Origin of the sequence: Lutibacter aestuarii (assembly GCF_042676885.1) — a bacterium.
In the GTDB taxonomy this organism is placed as follows: domain Bacteria; phylum Bacteroidota; class Bacteroidia; order Flavobacteriales; family Flavobacteriaceae; genus Lutibacter; species Lutibacter aestuarii.
Genome location: NZ_JBHTIC010000002.1, coordinates 99654 through 118486, shown reverse-complemented (window position 1 = coordinate 118486; position 18833 = coordinate 99654). Strand labels below are relative to the sequence as shown.

13 protein-coding genes are annotated in these 18833 nt (G+C 30.2%); 11 read left to right on the top strand and 2 right to left on the bottom strand.

Translation table 11 applies throughout. The features are described 5' to 3' along the window. The first annotated feature begins 111 nt into the window (after positions 1-111). From polA to tsf, 5 genes are all read left to right on the top strand, one after another. Positions 112-2967, top strand: coding sequence for a DNA polymerase I (gene polA / locus ACFQZW_RS00560; RefSeq protein ID WP_386781274.1), 2856 nt, complete (start codon positions 112-114; stop codon positions 2965-2967). 189 nt (positions 2968-3156) lie between these two features. Continuing rightward, positions 3157-3612, top strand: coding sequence for a 50S ribosomal protein L13 (gene rplM, locus ACFQZW_RS00555; RefSeq protein WP_298264745.1), 456 nt, complete (start codon positions 3157-3159; stop codon positions 3610-3612). After that, positions 3612-3998, top strand: a complete 387-nt coding sequence (gene rpsI / locus ACFQZW_RS00550) for a 30S ribosomal protein S9 (protein WP_298264744.1) — start codon at positions 3612-3614, stop codon at positions 3996-3998. Before rplM ends, rpsI begins: the two co-directional genes overlap by 1 nt. A 172-nt stretch (positions 3999-4170) precedes the next feature. Beyond that, on the top strand, positions 4171-4905 hold the full coding sequence (gene rpsB, locus ACFQZW_RS00545; protein ID WP_298264743.1) for a 30S ribosomal protein S2: 735 nt from the start codon (positions 4171-4173) through the stop codon (positions 4903-4905). A gap of 48 nt (positions 4906-4953) precedes the next feature. Next, a complete protein-coding gene (tsf, locus tag ACFQZW_RS00540) occupies positions 4954-5925 on the top strand; it encodes a translation elongation factor Ts (RefSeq protein ID WP_298264742.1) in 972 nt (323 codons plus the stop codon). Between the two features lie 57 nt (positions 5926-5982). Here tsf and ACFQZW_RS00535 read toward each other — a convergent pair whose 3' ends face one another. Together ACFQZW_RS00535 and ACFQZW_RS00530 are read right to left on the bottom strand one after the other, a co-directional pair. Further along, positions 5983-7089, bottom strand: a complete 1107-nt coding sequence (locus tag ACFQZW_RS00535) for an acyltransferase family protein (RefSeq protein ID WP_298286726.1) — start codon at positions 7087-7089, stop codon at positions 5983-5985. Between the two features lie 29 nt (positions 7090-7118). Continuing rightward, a complete protein-coding gene (locus tag ACFQZW_RS00530) occupies positions 7119-8447 on the bottom strand; it encodes a sugar MFS transporter (RefSeq protein ID WP_298264740.1) in 1329 nt (442 codons plus the stop codon). 383 nt (positions 8448-8830) lie between these two features. On the opposite strand from ACFQZW_RS00530, the gene nagB reads away from it, so the two are divergent. From nagB to asnS, 6 genes are all read left to right on the top strand, one after another. Continuing rightward, positions 8831-10759, top strand: a complete 1929-nt coding sequence (gene nagB, locus ACFQZW_RS00525) for a glucosamine-6-phosphate deaminase (RefSeq protein ID WP_386781273.1) — start codon at positions 8831-8833, stop codon at positions 10757-10759. Between the two features lie 199 nt (positions 10760-10958). Then, positions 10959-11666 (top strand): UMP kinase, encoded by a 708-nt coding sequence (gene pyrH, locus ACFQZW_RS00520; protein ID WP_298264737.1) that lies wholly within the window; start codon positions 10959-10961, stop codon positions 11664-11666. A gap of 25 nt (positions 11667-11691) precedes the next feature. Continuing rightward, a complete protein-coding gene (frr, locus tag ACFQZW_RS00515) occupies positions 11692-12246 on the top strand; it encodes a ribosome recycling factor (RefSeq protein ID WP_298286722.1) in 555 nt (184 codons plus the stop codon). 97 nt (positions 12247-12343) lie between these two features. Continuing rightward, positions 12344-14854: a DUF5686 and carboxypeptidase-like regulatory domain-containing protein gene (locus tag ACFQZW_RS00510; RefSeq protein ID WP_386781272.1), complete on the top strand. Its 2511-nt coding sequence runs from the start codon at positions 12344-12346 to the stop codon at positions 14852-14854. A gap of 55 nt (positions 14855-14909) precedes the next feature. Next, positions 14910-17282, top strand: a complete 2373-nt coding sequence (locus ACFQZW_RS00505) for an efflux RND transporter permease subunit (RefSeq protein ID WP_298264733.1) — start codon at positions 14910-14912, stop codon at positions 17280-17282. Between the two features lie 89 nt (positions 17283-17371). Next, entirely contained in the window at positions 17372-18802 is a 1431-nt protein-coding gene (gene asnS, locus ACFQZW_RS00500) for an asparagine--tRNA ligase (protein ID WP_386781271.1), read from the top strand. Positions 18803-18833 lie beyond the last annotated feature (31 nt).

Below are 18833 nucleotides of genomic sequence, written 5' to 3'. Positions count from 1 at the left end.
TGGTAAATATACATTATAAGCCTAAAAACTGTTAATTAAGCAAATTAATGATTTGTTAAAATTCATTTTAGTACTTTTACTCCAATATAAAGAACTCAATAATTTTTACAAATGTCTACACAAAAACGTCTTTTTCTTTTAGATGCCTATGCATTAATATTTCGTGGTTATTATGCTTTAATAAAGAATCCAAGAATAAATTCGAAAGGTATGGATACTTCTGCCATTTTAGGGTTTACAAATTCTTTGTTAGATGTCATTAAAAGAGAAAAACCTGACCATTTAGCCGTAGCCTTTGACAAAGGAGGTTCTGACGCTAGAAATGAAGCTTTTCCTGAATACAAATCTAATCGACAAGAAACACCAGAGGCTATAAAAATTGCTGTTCCCTATATCAAAAAGTTATTAAAAGCAATGCATATTCCTATTATTGAAAAAGAAGGTTTTGAAGCTGATGATTTAATAGGAACCTTATCTAAACAAGCTGAAAAATCTGGCTATCAAACCTTTATGGTAACACCTGATAAAGATTTTGCCCAATTGGTTTCAGAAAATATATTTATGTACAAACCTTCTCGTATGGGAAATGGCATTGAAATATGGGGAATTCCTGAAGTTCAGAAAAAATTTGAAGTAGAGCGCCCAGAACAAGTAATCGATTTTTTAGGAATGATGGGAGATTCTATTGATAACATCCCTGGATTACCCGGTGTTGGTGAAAAAACTGCCAAAAAGTTTCTTAAACAATACGGTAGTATGGAAAACCTTTTAGCCAACACTCACGAGCTTAAAGGTAAAATGAAGGAAAAAGTAGAGGCTAATAAAGATTTAGGATTGCTATCAAAACAACTTGCAACTATTATGTTAGATTGTCCCGTTGAATTTCATGAAGAAAATTTTGAGTTAAATCATCCAGATTTTGCCAAAGTTAATGAAGTTTTACAAGAGTTAGAATTTAGAAGAATTGCTGATAGTTTTAACAAAATTTTTAATGTTGAAAACTCCTATGCATCTGTTAATTCCGCAAGTGATAATAAATCTCAAAAAGAAGCTAAATCTACCACAACAAAAGCACCAATTGCAACTTCACAACAATTTGACTTATTTTCAAACGCTTCTGAAGATTCAGAAAAGGAAACTTTTACATCTACTTACAAAAGCACCGAAAACACCAATCATTTTTATCAATATGTAAATTCAAAATTAGCAAGAAAACTACTCCTTGAAAAAATACTTTTACAAAAGTCCGTAAGCTTTCATATAGAAACTATAGGAGAAAATTGCTTTGAAGCAGCATTAGTTGGAGTATCATTTTCGTATGAAAAAGGGAAAGGCTATTATGTAGTTTTACCTCAAAATATTACAGAAGCTAAATCTATATTAGAAGAATTTCGTCCATTTTTTGAAACTACTAAAATTGAAAAAATTGGTCAGGATATAAAATTCAATATAAAAGTTCTAAACAATTTTAATATCCACTTAAAAGGCAAACTATTTGACACCATGTTAGCACATTATTTGCTGAATCCAGATATGCGTCATGATTTTTTAGTTCTTTCAGAAACTTATTTAAATTACAAACCGCTTGCCTTAGAAACCTTTATTGGTAAAAAAGGTAAAAACCAACTTTCAATTAGAGAAATTGATTTAAAAGAACAAGCTGAATATATTGGTGAAATAGCTGATATAATTTTTCAACTAAAGAACTTTTTTGAAACAGAGTTGGAAAAATACAATCTCACTAAATTATTTAATGAAATTGAAATTCCTTTAGTTCGTGTATTGGCAGGTATGGAATTAGAAGGCATTAAAATGGATGACGTTTTTTTAAATTCTTTATCTGAAAAATTAACAGAAGATATTCTAACATTAGAAAAAACTATTTATAAAGAAGCTAACATTGAATTTAATTTAGCCTCCCCTAAACAATTAGGAGATGTATTATTTGATCACTTAAAATTAGTAGCTAAACCAAAAAAAACCAAAACAGGACAATATGCTACAGGTGAAGAAATACTTTCTAAATTAGCTCCAAAACATAAAATAGTAAAAGAAATTTTAGAATGGCGTGGATTGGTAAAGCTTAAAAATACTTATGTTGACGCCTTACCTAATGAAGTAAATCCTAAAACAGGTAGAATCCATACAACGTATAGCCAGGCCGTAGCTGCTACTGGTAGATTGAGTTCTAACAACCCTAACCTTCAAAACATTCCTATTAGAACAGAAAGAGGTCGACAAGTTAGAAAAGCATTTGTTCCAAGAGATAAAAATTACCTATTAGTTGCCGCTGATTATTCGCAAATTGAACTTAGAATTATAGCAGCTTTAAGCGGAGATGAAAGTATGATTGAATCCTTTAAACGCGGAGAAGATATTCATGCTGCAACAGCTGCAAAAGTTTTTGGTGTTCCTTTAAGTGAAGTTACTAGAACGCAACGTGGAGATGCTAAAGCAGTTAATTTTGGAATTATTTATGGTCAAGGTGCATTTACATTGGCTCAACAACTCAATAAATCTAGAACTGAAGCCAAAGAGCTTATAGATAACTACTATAAAACATTTCCAAAACTTAAACAATTTATTGCCAATCAGGTAGCTATTGCACGTAAAAATGGCTATGTTGAAACTATTTTAAATAGAAGACGTTATCTTAAAAATATCAATTCTCAAAATGCTATTGTACGTTCTGCTGACGAACGAAATGCAGTGAATGCACCAATTCAAGGAAGTGCTGCTGATATTATTAAATTAGCAATGATTGGTATTTATCAATTTTTAAATGAAGGTAATTATAAAACTAAAATGTTATTACAAGTTCATGATGAATTGGTTTTTGATATGCATATAGATGAACTAGAAACCTTAAAACCAATAATTAAACAAAAAATGGAAAATGCATTTAAATTTGAAGTTCCATTAACAGTTGACTTAGGAGAAGGGAAAAACTGGCTAGAAGCACATTAATAAAATAACTTAAAATTCACCTTTCTAATAAATAAAATTTCACGATATTAAACGTATACTTATTACAACTTTATTAACTGTAAAAAATAAGCCTAACTTACTGTTTGTTATATAAATAATAGTTTGTACATTTGCACTCCCTTTTTAGGGAACAAAAATAAATGTTTAATTATAACAAAGAATTTAATTGTGAATACATTAAGTTACAAAACAGTGTCAGCTAACAAGGAGACCGCAAATAAAGAGTGGTTAGTAGTTGATGCAGACGGTCAAACGTTGGGTCGTCTAGCTTCTAAAGTAGCTATGCTAATTAGAGGTAAATACAAAACTAACTACACTCCTCATGTAGATTGTGGAGACAATGTAGTAGTTATCAACGCGGAAAAAATTAATTTATCTGGTAAAAAATGGAGTGACAAATCATACATTCGTCATACAGGTTATCCAGGTGGACAAAGATCGTTATCTGCTTCAGAAATGTTTCAAAAAGATCCAACTCGTTTGGTTGAAAAAGCAGTTAAAGGAATGTTGCCTAAAAATAAATTAGGTAGTGCCCTGTACAAAAATTTATACGTTTACGCTGGTACTGAGCACAAACATGATGCTCAAACACCAAAAGCTATTAACCTTAACGATCTTAGATAATGGATACAATACACAAAATAGGTAGAAGAAAAACAGCAGTTGCTCGTGTTTATGTTTCTGAAGGAAAAGGAAACATTACGGTTAACAAAAAAGACTATAAAAGCTATTTTACGACTCCAACATTGCAGTATAAAATTATGCAAGCATTAAACTTAACTGACAATGCAACCGCATTTGACATTAAAGTAAATGTTTATGGAGGTGGGGTAACAGGACAAGCTGAAGCTATTCGTTTAGCAGTTTCAAGAGCACTTGTTGAATTAAACCCAGAAAATAGAGCCATCTTAAAACCAGAAGGATTACTTACTAGAGACCCTAGAATGGTTGAACGTAAAAAATTCGGTCAAAAGAAAGCAAGAAAAAAATTCCAATTCTCAAAACGTTAATCGTTTTTTGGAGTTGTGTCACCAATTATTTTGGTGGTTCATTGAAATTAAAATTAAAACAAAGTTGTCGTTGATCAGTCAATGACTGTAAAAAGTTTAGCATCCAAATAGGGAAGATCGATTCTTCGCTACTTCCCTATTGCTAACTCAACGGAACGTAAACTACATACAAATGACAAATATTGAAATTAAAGAATTATTAGATGCAGGTGTACACTTTGGACACCTAACTAGAAAATGGGATCCAAACATGGCTCCATATATTTATGGAGAACGCAACGGTGTTCACATAATTGACCTTTATAAAACTGCTGCAAAAATCGAAGAAGCTTCTGAAGCTTTAAAGAAAATAGCAGCCTCAGGTAGAAAAGTACTTTTTGTAGCTACCAAAAAGCAAGCTAAAGAAATTATTGCAGACAAAGCTAAAAGCATTAACATGCCATACATTACTGAAAGATGGCCTGGTGGAATGTTAACAAACTTTGTAACTATTAGAAAAGCTGTTAAAAAAATGTCATCTATTGACAGAATGAAGCAAGATGGATCTTTCGATGCCCTTTCTAAAAGAGAAAAACTTCAAATTAACCGTCAACGTGAAAAATTAGAAAAAAACTTAGGTTCTATTACTGATATGACACGTTTACCAGGTGCAATTTTTGTAGTTGATGTTAAAAAAGAACACATTGCAGTTGCTGAAGCTAAAAACTTGAACATTCCAATTTTCGCAATGGTTGATACAAACTCTGACCCTAGAGGAATTGATTATGTAGTACCAGCAAATGATGATGCTTCAAAATCAATTAATAAGGTTTTAGGTTATGTTGTTGACTCTATGGCTGAAGGTTTAGCTGATAGAAAAGCAAACAAAGAAAAAGTAGCTGAAGACAAAGCAGAAGTAAAAAAATAATTAATGTAAAATAGTTGAACACCAAGTTCAACAAAAAATATTAAAAAAATGGCAAAAATTACAGCCGCAGAAGTAAATAAACTAAGACAATCTACCGGTGCAGGTATGATGGATTGTAAAAATGCACTTGTTGAAGCAGAAGGAGATTTTGACAAAGCAGTAGATATTTTACGTAAAAAAGGACAAAAAGTTGCTGCAAAAAGAGCAGACAGAGATTCTTCAGAAGGTGCTGCTATAGCATATGTAAATGATGATAATACTCAAGGTGTTATTATTTCTTTAAACTGTGAAACTGACTTTGTTGCTAAAAATGATAATTTCGTAGCATTAGCTACCGATTTTGCAAAAACTGCTGTAAATTACAATTCAAAAGAAGAATTTTTGAATGCTGATTTTGGAGGAATAACCGTTGCTGAAAAATTAATTGAGCAAACTGGTGTAATTGGTGAAAAATTAGAAATCGGTGCTTTCGAAAAAGTATCAGGTCCTTATGTTGGATTTTACATTCACGCAGGTAACAAAATAGCTGCTATTACAGCTTTATCTGCTAATGTTGATGGAGCTGATGTTGTTGCTAAAGACATTTCTATGCAAGCTGCAGCAATGGGAGCAAGTATATTATCTTATAAAGATTTTGACCCTGCTTACGTTGCTTCTGAAACTGAAGCTAGAATTGCAGTAATTGAAAAAGATAATATTGAACTTGCTAGATTAGGTAAAACACTTAAAAATGTACCAACCTATATTTCAAGAGCTCAATTAACTGATGAAATTATAGCTGAAACTGAAGAACGATTAAAAGAAGAATTAAAAGCAGAAGGAAAACCTGAAGCTATTTGGGATAGAATTTTACCAGGTAAATTAGAAAGATTTATCTCTGACAATACTACTTTAGACCAAGAACAATGTCTTTTAGATCAAAACTTTATTAAAGATGAAAAGAAAACAGTTGCCGAATATGTTAAAACTATTGGTAATGATGTTTCTGTAATTGACTTTAAAAGGGTTTCTTTAGTATAAAAAATACACATTTATTGTGATAAAAAAAACCTCGCGAATTGCGAGGTTTTTTTTATGTTAAATTTTAATGAAAATCTTCTTTTTATAAAGTATATACGTTAAAAACCAAAAGAATATTATATGTGTTACAGCAAATAGTAATGAACCATTCATATTGCCAGCTAGCGGTACAAAAACACTTTGGTATAAGTAAGAATAGCCTGTAAGTTTTTCTCCATCTACTGTTGTTATTTTCACTAAATAAATAATAATTTTAATATAAATACCTGAAAATACAAATATAAATAATGGGTTGGTTCCAAAGTGAATGAAAGGTTTAGACCATTTATTTATTTTTTGCACATCAATAATCCATAATAACAATGCTAAAAATAGCATTGCCAAACCTCCTGCATATAAAACATAAGTACTTGTCCATAACGATTTATTGATTGGAAAAACAATTCCCCAAGCTAACCCTATTACGGTTAATATAAAACCATAAAAAAGTAAGTTTTTAATTGCTCTTATAGTATTAGAAGATGTATCGATAATCCTTCCTGTGAAATAACCTAACAAAACTGTTCCAATAGATGGAATAGCCGATAATAACCCTTCAGGATCAAAAGTAAACCCTAACCCCTTATACATATGATTTTCACCTAAAACTAGCAAATCTATTTTCTGAACAATATTTCCAGTTTCTGCAAATGGGTCTATTGAGTTTCCTCCTAATAAAAGTAATAACCAATACCCAACTAAAATAATTACAAATAAAAATTTTAGTTTTTTAATATCAAATTGTAAACCCAACAATGCAGTTATACCATAAGCTATAGCAATTCGTTGTAGAACACCTAAAATTCGAACATGTTCAAAGTCAAATTTTGGGAAAAGGTTTAAAAATAACCCTAGTAAAAAAATAATTAAAGTTCTTTTTAAAACTTTATAAAGGCTAGCCTTTGTAATTCCTTTTTCGAACTTTTTAAATGAATACCACATTGATACCCCAACAATAAACAAGAAAAAAGGAAAAACTAAATCGGTTGGTGTACACCCATGCCATTTTGCATGGCGTAACGGAGGGTAAACATAACTCCAACTTCCAGGATTATTAACCATAATCATTAAAGCTATAGTTAACCCTCTTAAAACATCGAGTGCAATTAATCTTTTAGCTACCATAAATAAGAAAAATTATAAGTTCATTGTTCTTACTTTTTTAAACCTAATTTATGTCCTGCTAAAGCATAATACAAAATAATGGCATAGCAAGGTAATAAAATCCAATAACCCGAGGTTGCTGACTCTGCTGTAGCTGCAGCATCACTTAAACCTTGCGCAACCAATTCAGCTTTATTACTATCTACAAGTTTTCCATATAAAGGTGGTATAATTGCTCCTCCTGAAATAGCCATAATTAACAATGCAGAAGCTGTTTTAGTAAACTTGCCTAAACCTTTTAGAGTTAATGGCCATACAGCAGGCCAAACTAACGCATTTGCTATACCTAAGGCTGCGACGAATATTATGGATACAAACCCAGTGGTAAATACAATACAAAATGTTAATACAATTCCTAAAACAGCACTTGCTTTTAAAGCAAAAGCTTGATTGATATATTTAGGTATTAAAAACACTCCCAATCCATAAGTTGCTACCATGGCTAAAAGTGTAAAAGTGGTAAAAAATTTAGCATCGGCAGCAGGAAACCCTAAAGATATTCCATAAGCAATAATAGTATCTCCAGCAATAACTTCAGCACCTACATACACAAAAAGCGTTAAAACACCAAGCCACAAATGTGGAAATTGGAATATGCTAGTTTTAGAAGTTTCACCATTTCTCGTTTCTTCAATTGGTTCTGCTTCCACATGAGGTAGTGGTGCCTTTCTAATTAAAATTCCTAAAACCATTAAAACAACCGCCATTACTACATAAGGCACTACTACACTATCGGCCATAGTATCTAATAAATGCCCTTTTTCAACTAGAGAAACTGTGCTTAATCTATCTTTTACACTATCAATTCCAGATAATAAAATAGCTCCAAAAATAAGAGACCCTAATGCGCCTGCCACCTTGTTTGCAATCCCCATAATTGCTATACGTTTTGCGGCACTTTCAATTGGTCCCAAAATTGTAATATAAGGATTTGAAGCTGTTTGTAACAATGTCATACCCATACCTTGAATAAAAATACCTGATAAAAATACCCAATAAGTTCTTGCTTCTGCAGCAGGTATAAAAACAAGTGCTCCAACAGCCATTATAAATAAACCTAAAGACATTCCTTTTCTATAACCTATTTTATTTAGAATATAGGATGCAGGTAAAGCCATTACCACAAAAGAAATATAGGATGCTGAAGCCACCAAATAAGATTGAGCGGAGGTGAGCTCATTAATTGTTTTCATAAATGGAATTAAGGCTCCATTAATCCAAGTTACAAACCCGAAAATAAAAAATAATCCAGCAATAATAAGAATTGGAATAAAGGTGTTTTTCCCTGTATTATTAGATAAGCTGTTAGAATTTGACATAGTTAATTTATAGATTGGTTATTATACTTATTAAAATTTTCAATAATTCTTCTAAAATAGCGTTTTTAAAATATTTTATAACTTATTTTCTCCAAATAACACATAATTATAGCTGAATTAACAAATTTTACATATTAACATAATATTTTTGGATATAATTTTGTTAACTCATTTAAATTTGAGTTGTTGAATATTTTTGTTTGGTAATTTGGAGATACTTTTTGTTAAAATAAATTTATTTCAGTATAACTCATTAATAAATAAGAAGAAAGTTCGTAAAATTTCATGTTGTTTTTAACAGCTATTCCATTGCTCTTGGTCGAAAAAATTAATAAGCAATCATTATTAATTGATAATTTTACTTAATTATCAATTATAAAAGTATGAAAAATCAAACTTTAACTAAAACCAGCATTAAACATCAACCTTCAGGTCAATTTGAAGAAACTAGATTTGAAAAAATCCATAATATAGTTTTTGCTAATTCTGTGAATGGTTCTATTTGTGTAGCCCAAGAAATTGCAGATTTAATTAAAAGTAAACAGGTTAAAAATGAGCTTTGTATACTTGGACTGGCAACGGGTTCTTCGCCAATAAAAGTTTATGAAGAATTAGTTAGAATGCATAACGAAGAAGGTTTAAGTTTTAAAAATGTAGTAACATTTAACTTAGACGAATATTATCCGATGGATAAAAGTAGTGTACATAGTTACTACTATTTTATGCACCAACATTTATTTAATCATATTGACATTGATCCTGAAAATATAAATATTCCAAGTGGAACGATTTCAACCGAAGAGCTACATCAATATTGTATTGATTACGATTTAAAAATTAAAGAATATGGAGGTTTAGATTTTCAACTTTTAGGTATCGGTAGAACTGGTCATATTGGTTTTAATGAACCTGGATCACATTACAATTCGGGCACAAGAAGTATTACTTTAGACCATTTAACAAGAGTAGATGCTGCTACCTCTTTTTTAGGAATAGACAAAGTGCCTAAAAAAGCGATAACTATGGGTATTGGTACTGTAAAAAAAGCTAAAAGAATTATTTTATTAGCTTGGGGACACAATAAAGCTTCTATAGTTAAAAAAACGATTGAAGGCGATATAACACCTGATGTGCCAGCATCTTATTTACAAGAACATAACAATGTTACGTTTATATTAAACGATGAAGCCTCTCAAGAATTGACAAGAATAAAAACACCTTGGTTAGTTGGCCCTTGTATTTGGAGTGATCAATTAATTAGTAAAGCCATTGTTTGGTTGTGTGATTTAACAAAAAAATCTATCTTAAAACTTACAGATAAAGATTATAATGATAATGGAATGTCAAGTCTTCTTGTTCAAGAAGGATCAGCTTATGACATAAACATCAAAATGTTTAACAAATTACAGCATACAATTACAGGTTGGCCTGGAGGAAAACCTGATGCAGATGATTCTTCTAGACCAGAAAGAGCAAATCCACATAAAAAAAGAGTGCTAATTTTCAGCCCACATCCTGATGATGATGTAATTTCAATGGGAGGTACTTTTGATAGATTAGTTGAACAAGGACATGAAGTACATATTGCTTACCAAACTTCTGGAAATATTGCAGTTTCTGACCATGAAGCCTTAAAATATGCTGAAGTAATTAAAGATATGACTCCTAACGATGTCGAAATTGATTTAGTTATTAAGGGACTAAATTCTAAAAAAGGTGATATAGAAGATGTTATTGAAGTTAGAAAACTAAAAGGACTTATCAGAAAAAGAGAATCTTTTGCTGCAACAAGATTTTTAGGTGTTCCAGATAAAAATGTACACTTTTTAAATTTACCATTTTATGAAACAGGAACTATTAAAAAGAACCCTATTTCAAAAGTTGATATTGATATAGTTGCAGATTTGATAAGTGAAACAAAACCACACCAAATTTATGCAGCAGGTGATTTAGCAGATCCTCATGGCACACATAAAGTTTGTTTAGATGCCATTTTTGCTGCTTTGGAAAAATTAAAACCTAATGGTTATATGGATGATTGTTGGGTATGGTTATACAGAGGTGCTTGGCATGAATGGGATATTGATCAAATAGATATGGCTGTTCCTATGAGTCCCGATCAAGTTTTAAGAAAAAGAAGAGCTATATTTTATCATCAATCACAAAAAGATGGGGTAATGTTTCAAGGAAATGATACTAGAGAATTTTGGGTAAGAGCAGAAGAAAGAAATAATGAAACTGCCGTAAAATATCATCAACTTGGTTTAGCTGATTACGCTGCTTTAGAAGCATTTAAAAGGTATTATTATTAAAATAGCACAAGAAAAAACTCATTCTTCTATTAATTGAAATGTATTCAAGTTAAGGACTATTTATTTACCAATTATAAAAAATCTAAAGAATAAATTATTACGATGCTGTAAAATTGGATTAAAAATCAAAAATTCAACATTAACAATCATTATAAACTTCTAAAGTATTTCTTATATTTGCATAACTTTTAAAAAACTTATGGCTTATAAAAGAATACTTTTAAAATTAAGTGGAGAAGCACTGATGGGAGACCGTCAATACGGTATTGACCCAACACGTTTAGCTGAGTATGCTAGTGAAATTCAAAAAATAGTAGAAAAAGGGATTGAAGTTGCTATTGTTATTGGTGGAGGAAATATTTTTAGAGGTGTTTCTGGAGCTAGTAATGGGATGGATAGAGTTCAAGGAGATTATATGGGAATGCTTGCTACCGTAATTAATGGTTTAGCTTTACAAAGTGCTCTTGAAGATGCTGGATTACAAACTCGATTACTTACTGCCATAAAAATGGAACAAATTGCTGAACCTTTTATTAAAAGAAGAGCTGTTCGTCACTTAGAAAAAGGACGTGTAGTTATTTTTGGTGGTGGAACTGGTAACCCTTATTTTACAACAGATACTGCGGCTGTACTTCGTGCTATAGAAATTGATGCTGATGTTATTTTAAAAGGAACTCGTGTAGATGGAATTTATACTTCAGATCCTGAAAAAAACAAAGATGCTAGCAAATTTGACTCTATTACTTATAAAGACGTAATGAACAAGGGTCTTAAAGTAATGGATATGACAGCATTTGCATTAAGCCAAGAAAACAACCTACCTATTGTAGTTTTTGATATGAATACCAAAGGAAATCTTGAAAAAGTAATTTCTGGTGAAAATATTGGAACAATAGTTGATAAATAAATCGTATAATTTAAATTTTTCAATTATGAATGAAGAATTAAACTTTATTATAGATAGTACCAAAGAACTAATGGCCAAGGCCATTACTCACTTAGAAAAAGAATTTAAAAACATTAGAGCAGGAAAAGCTAGCCCTGCAATGTTAGGCAGTGTAACTGTGGACTATTATGGGGCTCAAACACCTCTTTCTCAAGTTGCCAATGTAGGAACTATGGATGCACATACCATTACTGTTCAACCTTGGGAAAAAAATATGCTTCATGAAATTGAAAAAGCAATTATGATTGCTAATTTAGGATTCAACCCTATGAACAATGGTGAAATGGTTATTATAAATGTTCCTGTTTTAACCGAAGAAAGACGTAAACAACTTTCTAAACAAGCAAAAGCTGAAGCTGAAACTGCTAAAGTGAGTATTAGAAATGATCGAAGAGAAGCAATGAATGAGATTAAAAAAACTGATGCTTCTGAAGATATGAAAACAAATGCTGAAGTTGATATTCAAAATCTTACCGATAAATATATTGAGATTGTAGACGAGCACTATAAAATTAAAGATCAAGAAATTATGAAAGTATAATTATATTTTATAGTTAAACTTATCAAAAAAAAGGAAGCACTCAATTGAGTGCTTTTTTATTCTCTTATATTTGCGACTCTAATAAGTACGTTTTTAGATGAAAAAAATACATTTTTTATTGTTATTAATTCCATTATTCTCTTTTTCTCAAACTCAAATTCAAGGAATAATTATTGATAACAATTCTAAAAATCCGCTTCCATTTGCTACAATAACTACCAATACTAATTTTGGAACATTAACAAATGTTGATGGGAGGTTTCAAATTCGCACAAAACAACCATTTCATCAAATAACTATTTCTTATATCGGCTACTCTTCGGTAACCCTACCAATTGCTAAAAACAATAAGTTTATAACTGTTAAATTAGTCCCTAGTGTTGAAAATTTAAAAGAAGTGCTAATTACAGCCAAAGAAAATCCGGCACTTAAAATTATTAGAAATACCATCAATAATAAGCCTAAAAATAATATTGAAACCGCATTAAACTCCTTCAAATTTAATGCCTATAATAAAACTTTAGTAACAGCAGATCCAGATTCAATTAGTGACAAAATTGATTCTGTTTTTATCTTACAAAAAGGCAAAAAAAAGTTTCTTAAACTTGATTCTACTAATTATGAGTTTAAAAAAGAAATAAAAACGAAACATTTATATATTTCTGAAAAAATTTCTGAGTTTCAATTTCAAAAAGGCAAAAAGAAAAAAGAAATAGTAGTTGCTTCAAGAATGGCAGGTTTACAACAACCAATTTATGAGTTTTTAGCAGTAACATTTCAAGATTTTTCATTTTACAATGAATACTATACCGTTGCTGGAACAAAATATAAAAACCCCATTGCTAAGCAAGCTTTAAAATACTATAATTACAAAATTTTAGATACTGTAAAAAATGAAATTGGGCATTCAATTTTAATTTATTTTAAACCTAAAAAAAAGCAACCAAAAGCTGGTTTAGAAGGTGTTTTATTTATAGACAACAAAAATTTTGCAATTACAAAAGCTATTGCCGAATTAAAAGGAGTTGTGAATATCAAAGCAACTCAAAATTATCAATTTCAAAAAAAATATAATATTTGGTTTCCTAACGAAATGGAAATCGTTTTAAGAAAAGGTGATACTAATGAAAACATAAATTTGTTTGGAGGAACCGTAAAATTTGAAACCGATAAAAAAAACGATTCAATACAAACATCAAAAACTAATAATCCTTCAGATATTACCTATTTTATTTCAAAGTCGCTGAACTCTAATATTAAAATTAATGTTCCAGTAATTGTAAAAGGATCTTCTGCCACTATTCAGTTTAATGACAATGCTCATAAGCAATCTAAAGAGTTTTGGAACAACTATAGAACGGATAGTTTAACGGATAGAGGGAAATCTACCTATATTTTTTTAGATAGTGTAGCAAAAAGTGAAGGTATTGAGAAAAAAATAAGTATTGTTCGAAATATTTTAAATGGATACTACCCCACTAAATATATCAATTTAAATCTTGGGAAAATAATTAATTTAAACAATTACGAAGGTTTACGAATTGGATTTGGTGGAGAAACCAATCCAAATTTTTCTAATACTTTTAAAATTGAATCTTATATAGCCTATGGTACAAAAGATAAAGATTTTAAGTACAGTTTGGGCATATCAAGTAGATTGAATAAAAACACAAACACTTGGATAGGAGGCAATTTTACCAACGATTTAAAAGAAGCAGCTTCATTAGATTTTATAGCCAAAAACACCTCATTTTCCCCAGTAAATCCAAGAAATTTAAACATTTCAGAGTTTTATAATTATAAAACCATAAATACATTTTTAACGCACGACATTCAACCTAATTTAGAGACAAAAATACAACTAAGTACTGGAGATTATCTTCCAGTTTTTAATTACCAATTCAACTCGCCTTCCAAAAATTTAGTCAATTATTCGTTAACAACAGCATCAATAGGCTTTCAATACAATCCAAAAAGTGAATATATGAATTCCCCTTTAGGGAAATTAACCATTAAAAAAGAATATCCACAATTCACATTTCAAGTCACTAAAAGTTTTGAAAATATTTTTGAAAGCGATTTTAATTTCACACAAATAAATGCTAGAATTTTTCATAAAATTAAGCGTTTACGTAAAGCAACAACTAACATTTTAATTGAAGGTGGAATTGTAATTGGCGATGCGCCAATTACCCATTTATTTAATGCAACACCTAATTATACCTATAAAAATCCGTGGATAAAAAGAATCACCTTTGCTGGTAAAAATAGTTTTGAAACTATGGGATATAACGAGTTTATTTCTGATAGATTTGCTGCAATACATATTTCTCACAATCTGAAACTCTTTAAAATTAGTCCAAAATTTAAACCTCAAATTTCATTTGCAACAAGAGCTGCTATAGGCGATATTGATAATTTAGAATATCATAACGGACTGGCGTTTAAAAAAATGAATAAAGGCTATTTTGAAAGTGGACTTGAAATAAACAGCCTATTTAAAGGGCTTGGATTAAGTGCTTTTTACAGATATGGCCCTTATAAAAATCCTGTATGGAGTGATAATTTAGCATTAAAACTTACTTTTAAACTTAACCTTGGATTTTAATAATCAATTCATTAAAACCAAAACTATTTTGTTACCTTTGCGAAAATTTTTTTGAATGAATTTTTGGACAAGGGTTTCTAGACTAATTTTAAAAGGAAGATATGTTGTATTAGTTCTAATTGCGGCCTTCACCTACTTTTTAGCTTCTCAAATGCAGTACATGCGTTTTTCTTATACAGAAGCAAATTTACTTCCTAAAGATCATAAAATAAATATTGAATACGATAAATTCTTAGAATTATTTGGAGAAGAAGGAAATTTAATCATTCTAGCTACTTCAGATTCTACAGTATTTACCCCACAAAAATTTAATGCTTGGAATAATTTATCAAAAAAATTTGACAGTTTTCCAGAAATCGATTTTACGATAGCTATTGGAGACATTAAAAAATTAAAGAAAAACCAAGAAGCTCAAAAATTTGATGTAGAACCCCTATACAATAAAACTCCAGAAACTATTGAAGAAGTATTAAAAATTAAAACAGAGCTTTTTGAAAACTTACCTTTTTTTGATAATTTTTTATTCAACAAAAAAAGTGGCACCATTAGAACAGTTGTTTATCTAAAAAAAGAAATCGTTAATACTCCAGCTCGAAAAGATTTTATTTTTAATGTTTTAAACCCTGAAATTGAAAAATTTGAACTTGACAATAATATTGATATTAGAGTATCAGGAATGCCCTACATACGCACCATGAACTCCCAAAATATTATTGATGAAATTGGTATTTTTGTAGTATTAGCGCTAGGAATAACCGCTCTTATTTTCTTTTTCTTTTTTAGGTCAATTAGGGCAACTTTTATTACTTTATTGGTTGTTAGTATTGGCGTTATATGGGCATTTGGTTTTATTGGTTTATTTAGGTATGAAATTTCAGTTTTAATGGCTTTAATTCCACCATTAATAATTGTGATTGGAGTTCCAAATGCTATCTTTTTAATTAATAAATATCAACAAGAAGTTAAAAAACATGGCAATCAGGCAAAATCATTACAACGTGTAATTACTAAAATTGGTAATGCTACATTAATGACAAATGTAACTACAGCTTCAGGTTTTGCAACATTCATTTTTACCAAAAGTCAATTATTAAAAGAATTTGGAATCATAGCTTCTATTAATATTTTAGGAATATTTATTCTGGCATTACTGATAATTCCTATCATGTATAGTTTTATGCCTCTACCAAAAGAAAAACACCTAAAACATTTAGAAAGAAAATGGATTGATGCCATTGTAAGTTGGATGGAGTCCATTGTAAAAAATCATCGATTTGCAGTTTATGCAAGTACTATCGTATTGATTATAGCAAGTATGATTGGTGTTTATATGATTCGCGTTTCTGGTAGTATTATTGAAGACATGCCAAAAGGAAAACAGTTTTTTAAAGACATTGTTTTCTTTGAAAATGAATTTGGAGGCATTATGCCTTTAGAAATAATTATTGATACTAAGAAAGAAAATGGTGTAATGAATTTATCCACCTTAAAAAGAATGGATAAACTTGATGAAACCATAGATGAAATTCCACAATTATCTAAATCCATTTCAGTTCTAAACCTTGTAAAATACTCAAAACAAGCATTTTATAGCGGTAAGCCAAAATACTATCAACTTCCTAACAATCAAGAAAAAAATTGGATTTTATCATATACTAAAAATTCTACTGACAACTCTGAACTACTAGATAATTTTGTAGATTCTACGGGTCGTTACGCAAGAATTACCACCTTTATGAAAGACATTGGAACTGATAAAATGGAGGTTATTGAAGAACGTATTCAACAAAAAATTGAGAAAGAATTTCCAAAAGAAAAATACGATGTTGCTATGACTGGAAAAGCGCTCGTATTTTTAAAAGGTACTAATTTTTTAATTAATAATCTTGTTGTATCATTATCTCTAGCAATTTTATTAATTGCCATTTTTATGGCTTTTTTATTTAGATCATTCCGAATGATCTTAATTTCATTAGTACCAAATATATTTCCTCTGTTAATTACGGCTGGCTTAATGGGGTATTTAGGTATCCCAATAAAACCTTCAACTATTTTGGTATTTAGTATTGCCTTTGGAATTTCAGTTGATGATACTATTCATTTTTTAGCAAAATATAGACAAGAATTAAAAGCTAATAATTGGAGAATTAAACAATCCGTATATGCAGCCCTAAGAGAAACGGGCGTAAGTATGTTTTATACCTCAATAGTGCTGTTTTTTGGCTTTTTAGTATTTACAGTTTCGAGTTTTGGAGGCACCATTGCACTAGGTGGATTAGTTTCCGTTACTTTATTATTTGCTATGGTTTCTAATTTATTATTATTACCTTCTTTATTGCTTTCATTGGAAAAAACAATTGCCAATAAAAAAACATTTAAAGAACCTACATTAGACATCCTTACACCAGAAGAAAACGGAGATAACTAATTATAACAAAACAAGTAAACTTTCAAAGGTTAGACTTTCCAACTTTCATTAGTTCATGTATCTTTGCAGTTCTTAAAAATTTGATTATAATGAGAACCAATGTTGCTGAACTTTTAAGTTCAAAAAATTTTTTACAAGAAATACAAATTAAAGGTTGGGTTAAAACTTTTAGAGCAAACCGCTTTATAGCTTTAAATGATGGTTCAACTATTAATAATATACAATGTGTTGTTGACTTTGAAAATACCGATGAAAGTATTTTAAAGCGCATCACTACAGGTGCTGCTATAGCAATAAAAGGAACCTTAAATGAAAGCTTAGGAAAGGGGCAAAGTGTAGAAATTCAAGTATCTGATATAGAGATTTTAGGAGATTCTAATCCTGAAGAATATCCAATACAACCCAAAAAGCACAGTTTCGAGTTTTTACGCGAAAATGCCCATCTACGTATTAGAACTAATACATTTAGTGCAGTTATGCGTTTACGTTCTGCCCTTTCATTTGCAGTACACAAATATTTTACAGAAAATGGTTTTTACAACTTTCATGCACCAATCATTACAGGTTCTGATGCTGAAGGAGCAGGAGAAATGTTCAATGTAACAACCCTAGATAAAAATAATTTGCCAAAAAACGAAGATGGAAAGGTTGACTACTCCAAAGATTTTTTCGGAAAAGAAACAAATTTAACCGTTTCTGGTCAACTTGAAGCTGAAACCTACGCCATGGCTTTAGGAAAAGTATATACTTTTGGACCTACTTTTAGAGCTGAAAATTCAAATACAACTAGACATTTAGCTGAATTTTGGATGATTGAACCTGAAGTAGCTTTTAACAATTTAGATGATAATATGGATTTAGCCGAAGATTTTATTAAATCGGTTATTTCTTATGTTCTAGAAAATTGTAAAGATGATTTGGCTTTCTTAAACAACAGACTTTTAGACGAAGAAAAAGGAAAACCCGCTGCACAAAGAAGTGAAATGTCCTTATTAGAAAAGTTACAGTTTGTAGTAGAAAACAATTTTAAACGAGTAAGTTATACCGAAGCTATTGATATTTTAAGAAATTGTAAACCAAACAAAAAGAAAAAATTTCAATATATAATAAATGAATGGGGAGCAGATTTACAAAGTGAGCATGAAAGATTCCTTGTAGAAAAACACTTTAAATGTCCTGTTATTTTATTTGATTATCCAGCAAATATTAAAGCTTTTTATATGCGTTTAAACGATGATGGTAAAACGGTAAGAGCTATGGATGTTTTATTCCCTGGAATAGGTGAAATTGTTGGAGGTAGCCAACGTGAAGAGCGTTTAGATGTCTTAAAACAAAAAATTGCAGCTCTAAATATTGATGAAAAAGAACTATGGTGGTATTTAGACACTCGAAAATTTGGAACTGCAGTTCACAGTGGTTTTGGATTAGGTTTTGAACGCTTGGTTCAATTTGCAACAGGAATGGGAAATATACGAGATGTAATCCCTTATCCTCGTACACCACAAAACGCAGAATTTTAAATAAAACGTTAAAAAACTTATTATTTTTCAT

Coding starts and splice junctions, on each gene's coding strand:
- ACFQZW_RS00505 (WP_298264733.1), top strand. CDS start 14,910: ATGAATTTTTGGACAAGGGTTTCTAGACTAATTTTAAAAGGAAGATAT.
- ACFQZW_RS00510 (WP_386781272.1), top strand. CDS start 12,344: ATGAAAAAAATACATTTTTTATTGTTATTAATTCCATTATTCTCTTTT.
- polA (WP_386781274.1), top strand. CDS start 112: ATGTCTACACAAAAACGTCTTTTTCTTTTAGATGCCTATGCATTAATA.
- ACFQZW_RS00535 (WP_298286726.1), bottom strand. CDS start 7,089: ATGGTAGCTAAAAGATTAATTGCACTCGATGTTTTAAGAGGGTTAACT.
- tsf (WP_298264742.1), top strand. CDS start 4,954: ATGGCAAAAATTACAGCCGCAGAAGTAAATAAACTAAGACAATCTACC.
- frr (WP_298286722.1), top strand. CDS start 11,692: ATGAATGAAGAATTAAACTTTATTATAGATAGTACCAAAGAACTAATG.
- nagB (WP_386781273.1), top strand. CDS start 8,831: ATGAAAAATCAAACTTTAACTAAAACCAGCATTAAACATCAACCTTCA.
- pyrH (WP_298264737.1), top strand. CDS start 10,959: ATGGCTTATAAAAGAATACTTTTAAAATTAAGTGGAGAAGCACTGATG.
- rpsB (WP_298264743.1), top strand. CDS start 4,171: ATGACAAATATTGAAATTAAAGAATTATTAGATGCAGGTGTACACTTT.
- asnS (WP_386781271.1), top strand. CDS start 17,372: ATGAGAACCAATGTTGCTGAACTTTTAAGTTCAAAAAATTTTTTACAA.
- ACFQZW_RS00530 (WP_298264740.1), bottom strand. CDS start 8,447: ATGTCAAATTCTAACAGCTTATCTAATAATACAGGGAAAAACACCTTT.
- rpsI (WP_298264744.1), top strand. CDS start 3,612: ATGGATACAATACACAAAATAGGTAGAAGAAAAACAGCAGTTGCTCGT.